Source organism: Planctopirus hydrillae, from assembly GCF_001707835.1.
Lineage (GTDB): Bacteria > Planctomycetota > Planctomycetia > Planctomycetales > Planctomycetaceae > Planctopirus > Planctopirus hydrillae.
Genome location: NZ_LYDR01000103.1, coordinates 63007 through 70429 on the forward strand (window position 1 = coordinate 63007; position 7423 = coordinate 70429).

At 53.8% G+C, this 7423-nt stretch carries 4 protein-coding genes; all 4 read left to right on the forward strand.

Annotated elements, in window-relative coordinates; translation table 11 throughout:
- The first annotated feature begins 570 nt into the window (after positions 1–570).
- The 4 genes from A6X21_RS12330 to A6X21_RS12345 all read left to right on the forward strand — a co-directional run bounded on the left by A6X21_RS12330 (position 571) and on the right by A6X21_RS12345 (position 6877).
- On the forward strand, positions 571–2376 hold the full coding sequence (locus tag A6X21_RS12330; protein WP_068848297.1) for a SulP family inorganic anion transporter: 1806 nt from the start codon (positions 571–573) through the stop codon (positions 2374–2376).
- A gap of 436 nt (positions 2377–2812) precedes the next feature.
- Positions 2813–3745, forward strand: a complete 933-nt coding sequence (locus A6X21_RS12335; protein ID WP_013111992.1) for an ABC transporter ATP-binding protein — start codon at positions 2813–2815, stop codon at positions 3743–3745.
- Between the two features lie 136 nt (positions 3746–3881).
- Complete coding sequence (locus A6X21_RS12340) at positions 3882–5525, forward strand: ABC transporter permease (protein ID WP_068848299.1); 1644 nt, start codon at positions 3882–3884, stop codon at positions 5523–5525.
- Positions 5522–6877 carry a hypothetical protein gene (locus A6X21_RS12345; RefSeq protein ID WP_068848301.1) on the forward strand — a complete coding sequence of 452 codons (1356 nt, stop codon included), beginning with the start codon at positions 5522–5524 and terminating at the stop codon, positions 6875–6877. Before A6X21_RS12340 ends, A6X21_RS12345 begins: the two co-directional genes overlap by 4 nt.
- The last annotated feature ends 546 nt before the right edge of the window (positions 6878–7423 follow it).

Genomic DNA, 7423 nt, shown 5'->3' on the forward strand with positions numbered 1-7423 from the left:
ACTCTTGACCTGGTCTTGGGGGCACGACCCTGGAGCCCCTAAAAAATCAAAACAGTGGGAAAAGGCGTGGTGTTTTCCCTCTTCAACGTCACATCGGTTGTATGACCGCGTAGCAGGGGCCAGATGTCTTCATCCGCCTGCTGGTCCAACAAGTCAACCAGCGCGAATGGATCCGTTCTGCTGGAAAAGCTGTCATTACAGCTCATTCGATCGGCAAACGTGACATTTTCTCAGGTCGTTGATCACGAACATCTGGCAAAACGACAAGCTTTTCCTGAAAGTTCTGTCAGGCTTCGTCTCCGGCAATCGCCCCCAGCCAAATGCATGTCAAACTCTCGGAAATCGTTTTCTGGCGAGCCGTCTCACTGGGAATGCCAACTCTTCCCCACAAATTCAGTGATCTGGCCTGCAGAATGGCGTGGCAGTTGCATTTGGAAAATTTCGACGATAATCGAGACAGGAATTCGCCCGGTTGGGGGCTTTGCCAGTGGAAGGTGACCAGAACGATGGGCTTGACCTTGAACGTCATCAGAGAAATCAACCTGACAACCGCTTGAGTGTGTTGCGAACATGCCGATGGAAACGCCGAGTACGTTGGAGAATTCCCAAGTCTTGAATCCTTCAGGGCGAAAGTCTCCTCATTCCACGTCCATCATCCCGGTAATGACTGCTGATCTCGTCTCGGGATTTCTCGTCTTCCTCATTGCCCTGCCATTGTGCCTGGCTATCTCGAAGGCCAGCAATTTCCCGCCGATCGCTGGCATCTGGACAGCCGTCATTGGTGGAATTGTTTGTACGTTCATCAGCAATTCTCAGTTGACCATCAAAGGGCCTGCTGCTGGATTGATCGTGATTGTCGCCGGTGCTGTCATGGAACTGAGCTCTGCTTTTGGTGGAGACACAACGACAGCCGAAGGCATGCTGCTGGGTTATCGCCTGACGTTAGGAATCGGATTCGCGGCTGGCCTCCTCCAGGTGCTGATTGGTCTCCTGAAACTCGGGAAGATCTCCGACTTATTCCCCTCCACCCCAGTGCATGGCATGCTGGTCTCCATTGGCTTAATCGTCATTGCCAAACAGGCTTATGGTCTTTTGGGAACTGATGCTCCACTGGGCCATGGGCACGAACCAGCGTCTCCACTGGTACTACTCGCAAATCTCCCTGCAGCGATTCTGCAGTCCAATCCGGAAATCTTTCTGATTGGCGCTGTCAGCCTGCTGATCATGTTCACCCTGCCCATCGTCGGACATTACTGGAAGCTCTTCCGCTTGGTCCCTGCTCAACTGGTTGTGATTGTGGTCTCGATTGGTATGGGTCTGTGGTTCGATCTCGAACACGAGCACAAATACCTGTTCCCCATCGGTGCCTTTTCTTCAGAATCAGCGATTGAGTACGTGGTCGGCCCCAGGTTTCTCGTAACGATTCCCGATGTGCTGAGCGATCCACTTGCGGCCATTGCCTTCCCCGATTTTCGCAGTCTTTCAAGTTGGATCGGGCTGAAGTATCTGTTGCTGTTCACGCTCATTGGCAGTCTCGAATCGATCTTGAGTACCAAAGCTGTCGATCTGCTCGATCCCGAAAAACGCAAAACGAATTACGACCGCGATCTGCTGGCCGTCGGAGTTGCCAACTCCCTCGCTGCTGCGATCGGCGGACTCCCCATGATTTCCGAAATTGTGCGGTCATCGGCCAATATCGCGAGTGGTGCCAAAAGCAAGTTCGCAAATCTCTGGCACGGAGTGTTCTTATTCGCGTTTGTGCTTCTGTTTCCGGGTCTGATTCACAGTATTCCACTCGCAGCACTGGCTGCCATGCTGGTTTACACCGGTTTTCGACTCGCTTCACCAGCCACCTTTGTGCGTACTTATCGCGTGGGGAGTGAGCAACTGGCTATTTTCGTGGTCACAATTGTTACCACGCTGGCCACTGACCTCCTGATTGGCATTGTGACCGGTGTGGGCTGCAAGCTGATCATCAATCTCTGGCACAGCCGGTCGGCGCGCAGCATGCTGACACCACAGCTTTCGATCGAAGCCGAAACCGAATCTGCCGTGACGCTCGAAATGACTGGGGCAGTCGTCTTCAGCAACTGGCCCCGGCTCCAGAAGACGATCGAAGAGCAGCTTACCTTGCGAGAGCGAGTCATCCTCGACCTGACAGAAACGACATTTATCGATCATACCGTCATGGAAAAACTCCATGAACTCGAAACAAAATTCCAGAGCAGCATTCCAACCTTCGAAGTCGTCGGCCTGGATGACCATACACCGTTCTCTCTGCATCCGCTGGCTGGACGAAAAAAATCCCCTGCCACCTCCAAAGCCGCCCTTCCGCAGGAAACCGCACCGTCAGTCGTTCCTTCCGACTCGGTTTAACGTGCAGAAAAAGTCCTCGTGAACCCTATTCCCAGAGCCCAAATCGCTGTTGTGCGAGGTTCTCCGGATCCTTAAACGGGAAAAATGTGTACATGAGGTCACTGTTGGTGTGCCTCCGTAGCGGCTTTTTTGTCAGCGAAAACTCCCATTTCATGAAGTTTCCACGAATCTTAAGCCTCCTCAACCCGCGAAATACCCCACGAATTCGTATTCTCCCGCGAATTCTCGATGAGCCTCGTATATCCAGTGCCTCCACCGGTTGCGGAGAGTGGCTGGTGAAGACATGATCGATTGACACTTGCGAAATCTGGAATGCGCCCTTCAAAATCAATTCCAGAGTTTGCCACTTATGACTGAGATTGATCCGTCTTTATACTGGTGATTTGTTCATTTTACCCGCTGGCCAAGCCAGCACATTCTGAGAGTTGAGTCACTGATGAGCACAGATGTCGCCTCTCCGACAGCGGCTAAAGATTCATCCTCCCTGTCGTCCGGGAATGAACCCGTCATTTCGATTCGAAACCTGTCGAAAGACTATCGGGATTTCTGGGGTCGCCCCAAGGTGAAGGCGCTCAAATCGCTCACCATGGAAGTTCGTAAGGGCGAAGTTTTCGGCCTCCTCGGCCCCAATGGTTCCGGCAAAACGACCACCATGAAGCTGCTGCTCGGCCTCCTCTTCCCGACAGAAGGCGAAATCTCCATCCTCGGCAAACCCGCGACCGATGTCTCCAAAAATGAACGCATTGGTTACCTGCCCGAAGAGTCGTATCTCTACCGTTTCCTCAATGCCGAAGAAACGCTCGATTTTTATGGGCGGCTCTTCCGTCTCCCCGCCGATGTTCGCAAACAGCGCACCAACGAACTTCTCGAACTCGTCAAAGTCTCTCATGCCCGCAAGCGGCAACTCAAAGAGTACTCCAAAGGGATGACCCGACGCATCGGTCTGGCTCAAGCTCTGATCAACGATCCCGAGCTGATTCTTCTCGATGAACCCACCAGCGGTCTCGATCCTCTGGGGAACCGGGATATGAAGGATCTCATCCTCAAGCTCAAAGAGCAGGGCAAAACCATTGTCATGTGCAGCCACCTCCTCGCCGACGTCCAGGATGTCTGCGACCGGATCGCGATTCTCTACGGCGGTGAGTTGAAGGTGATGGGCCGCGTCGATGAACTGGTCAAAGAACAGGATGCCACGCAGATCCGTTCGAGCAAGCTTTCCGAAGCCGCTGCCAAAGAAGTGCTCGATGTTCTCAAGAAACATGGCGTCTCCGACGTGCAGATCGATCAACCCACATCGTCGCTGGAAGACCTCTTCCTGCGGACCGTTCAGGAAAGCCGCGAACGTCCTGGTCGCCGCATTTCGGTCTAGGCAACCCCGGCCACAAAGCCTGTGGCCACTGGCCTGCCTTCTTTGAAAATCATCGAGGGCAGGCATTCAGGGATGGCCTGTGAATGCGTTGGGATTTTCTCTTTATCATCATCAGTTTTCTACGGCGTAATCGAATATGGACTTCCTTCCGGATCCCTTTCCGCTGCTCTCGGCCTTCTTGCAATGGCTGGCTGTGATCGCGGTCATTTTTTCGAGCGTCCTGCTCATTACCTTCACCTCGAATCTGGTTTCAAACGGTGCCGCAGGTGCGGCCCTGTATGGCCAATCGTTGGGCCAAAGCCTTGTCGAGATCTTTTCGACCTCTGTTTCTCGCTGCTACGCCCTGGCCAAACTGACGTTTACCGAGGCCATTCGCCGCAAAGCACTCTTCGTTTTTGTGGTCTTTGCCGTCCTGTTCATGTTTGCCGGATGGTTCCTTTCGGATCCCGATCAATCCGCCAAATACGCCAAAGACGCGGTCAAGATCCACGTGACCTTTATTCTCAACGTCCTCACGTGGCTCACGATGATCGTGATGCTGCTTCTGGCCTGCATCGGTATTCCGGAAGATATCCGGCTGCGATCGATTCACACGGTTGTGACCAAACCCGCCCGCCGATTCGAAATTGTTCTCTCGCGTATCCTGGGCTACGTCGGCGTCGGGACAGTGCTGCTGGGGATTATGTCTGTCACATCACTGGTCTGGATTTATCGCCAGGTACCGGTCTCTGCCCGATCAGAACTCACCGCCAGGCAGCCCATCTGGGGCCAGTTAAGTTTTCTTGACCGCACGGGTAACAAGACCGATGCCGGCATTAATGTGGGCGATATCTGGGCTTATCGCAGCTATATCGAAGGGGCTACGAAAAGTCGGGCCATCTGGCGCTTCGAAAACGTCACTCCCGCGATGCTGACAACCATGACGGACGACGATGGCAAAACCTACGAAGCCCTCCGTCTCGAATCCCGCATCGAAGCGTTCCGTTCTCATAAAGGGAATATGGATCGCACCACCCGCTTTCAGTACATCATCCTGAATCCCGAGCGAAATCTGGAGGTGACTGCCGCCACTCTCGAAATTGGCGATGAATTCAGCGGCCGAACCGATGGCATTCGCCGCACGCTGATTGCTGAAACGAAAGATAATGAGTCCAAAACGGTCGACCTGATCAACGATCTCGTCGCCAAAGATGGCAGCCTGACCATTGCCGTCGCCTGTACCGATCCCGGCCAATACCTGGGGATGGCGAGGTCGGATCTCTTCATTCGCCTTCCCGACGCACCCTTTGCAGTCACATTCTTCAAAGCGATTCTGGGGATCTGGTTATTTATGGTGCTGACTGTCACCTTAGGTGTCACAGCCAGTACGTTCGTGAAGGGCCCGTTTGCCATTATGATGACCTTCACCTTCCTGACTGTCAGTATCACGGCCCGTGAATTCATCCGGGACCTGCTTTCTGGTAAGTTAAAAGGTGGCGGGGCCTTCGAATCAGCTTACCGCATCCCGACCTACATGAACGATACCACCGATCTGCCCAGCAATCCGGGCACTCAACTCATCAAATGGGTCGACTGGGTCATGAATGGGTTCTTGTGGCTCATCCAGCAGATTCTCCCAAATGTCAGTTATTTCAATATGACTGGCTACGTTGCCAACGGTTTCGACGTAGATAACTGGAACACACTGCTTCCCGCAGTGCTGGTCACGATTGGCTACTTTATTCCCTGTGTACTTATCGGCTACTACTGTCTGCGTTCGCGTGAACTGGAGGCAAAATGAACCAGTCCGAATCACGTAATCGAAAACTGGCCTATCTCGGCTTTATTGTCCTGCTCCTCGTTCCCATCGTTCTCCTGGGGATGCCAGGTGGTGGAAGTTCGACCCCTCCGGGTCTGCTCTCTTCAATGAGATCCAAGTTCGAACTGGGTGAATCCGATATCGGCAAGATCGATCCCACCAGTGCCGCCATGAATATGGTGCTGCTTGGTTTTCGTGGGATTGCGGTGAACACCCTGTGGTCCAATATGGATCATTACAAGAACACGAAGAACTGGGCTCAAATGAAGTCCACGTCGGATGCCATCATCCGCTTGCAGCCGCACTTCATCTCAGTCTGGCGATTCACCAGTTGGAACCTGGCCTTCAATGTGAGTGCCGAATGGGATAGCGTCAAAGATCGCTTCCACTGGGTGAAGGAAGGGGCCAAATTTCTGCAGAACGGGATTGATATCAACGCCAAGAATCCCGATCTCGCCTGGGAAGAAGGCCGGATCATCGGCTTCAAGATTGGTATGTCCGACGAAGCCCGCTACTTCCGCAAGTTCTTTAAGAACGATCCAGATACCGAACTTTACAAAGGCGGGCCGGATCCAAAGCTCAACGAACAGGGGCTCGATAACTACCTCGTTGCCCGTGACTGGTATCTGAAAGCGAACGATCGCGAGCTCAATCAGCGACAGCGCATTCTCGACCGGACTCTCTTCCGGTCTTATCCCGCACGCTCGTACTTCGATTATGCTGCTGCTCTGCAAAAGGACGGCGTCTTCGGTGAGCAGACGCGCGTCGCCTGGGATGATGCTTATCGCGACTGGACCACCAAGTTCGGCCGGGAAGTCTTCTATGTTCCCGAAGTCCCTGAAGTTGGTATGTCGATGGAAATGACAGAGGACGATATCAGCCGACAGGCCAAGACCGGCGACGAAGAACGCCGGCTTCGTAAGGCCGTCGATGACTATCAGAAGATCTGCAACTACCGCTACTGGCGAGAACGTGCCCGTTGTGAACGTGAACCGCAGATGGCGGATGCTCACCGGGAAATCTACGAAGCACAGGTCGCTTACAGCGAACAGCGCTTGACGGAAGCAAAAGCCCTGGTGGAATCGGGCATGAAGAACTTCGGAGCCATGCTCAAGAAGTATCCCGACCTGTTGCAATACGATGACCTGCTGCTCGAAGACGCACTGACTGCAGTGCTCATGTGGCAGTACATTCTCAAGCTCAGTGGCGAAACTCCCACCGACGACTATCCGCTGAAAGTCATCTGGGACAGCCAGCAGGGACGCATTCCGGATGTGCAGGCCCGCCTCGACCGCTGGTTGCTCGAACAGTCTCGCAACATCGACAAAAAGTAAGCCGGGTTGTTGTCAAAGGCTCTGCGGTAGGGTGCAAGAAGTTCCGACGGATTGCACCATCTTCTCTCCTGTCCTGAATTCGATTCGCCTGCGTCGTGCGCCTCTCTCACAAACCCTCGCCCGCGTCCTCGTGGGAGAGGGTGGCACGAAGTGCCGGGTGAGGGTTTTGCCGCTCGATGTGTAACAGTCAGCAAGGTATCCGCAGGGGCGTCGATTGACTTTCAGAGAGCGGAGTTGAAAAACAGCTCGCGATGAGACTGGGAGTGGATTGTTCGCCCAATACGTTCGAACTCGCCCTCATCCCGGCCTTCTCCCGTCGGAACGGGAGAAGGAGTCAAGAACCCTCGCCTACGTCTGCGTGGGAGAGGGTGGCACGAAGTGCCGGGTGAGGGTCTCGTATGCACTTATTTGCGCAGATTATGACGGAGGCCTAGCCCCATCGGGTGGCAGGGGTCGAATGTCTTCATTCGCCCCATACGCACCAAGTTAAGGCGATTCGTCTTTACGAAAAGCAGAAACTCCTTCAAAAGACCTGGGTATCTGACA

Coding starts and splice junctions, on each gene's coding strand:
- A6X21_RS12335 (WP_013111992.1), top strand. CDS start 2,813: ATGAGCACAGATGTCGCCTCTCCGACAGCGGCTAAAGATTCATCCTCC.
- A6X21_RS12330 (WP_068848297.1), top strand. CDS start 571: ATGCCGATGGAAACGCCGAGTACGTTGGAGAATTCCCAAGTCTTGAAT.
- A6X21_RS12345 (WP_068848301.1), top strand. CDS start 5,522: ATGAACCAGTCCGAATCACGTAATCGAAAACTGGCCTATCTCGGCTTT.
- A6X21_RS12340 (WP_068848299.1), top strand. CDS start 3,882: ATGGACTTCCTTCCGGATCCCTTTCCGCTGCTCTCGGCCTTCTTGCAA.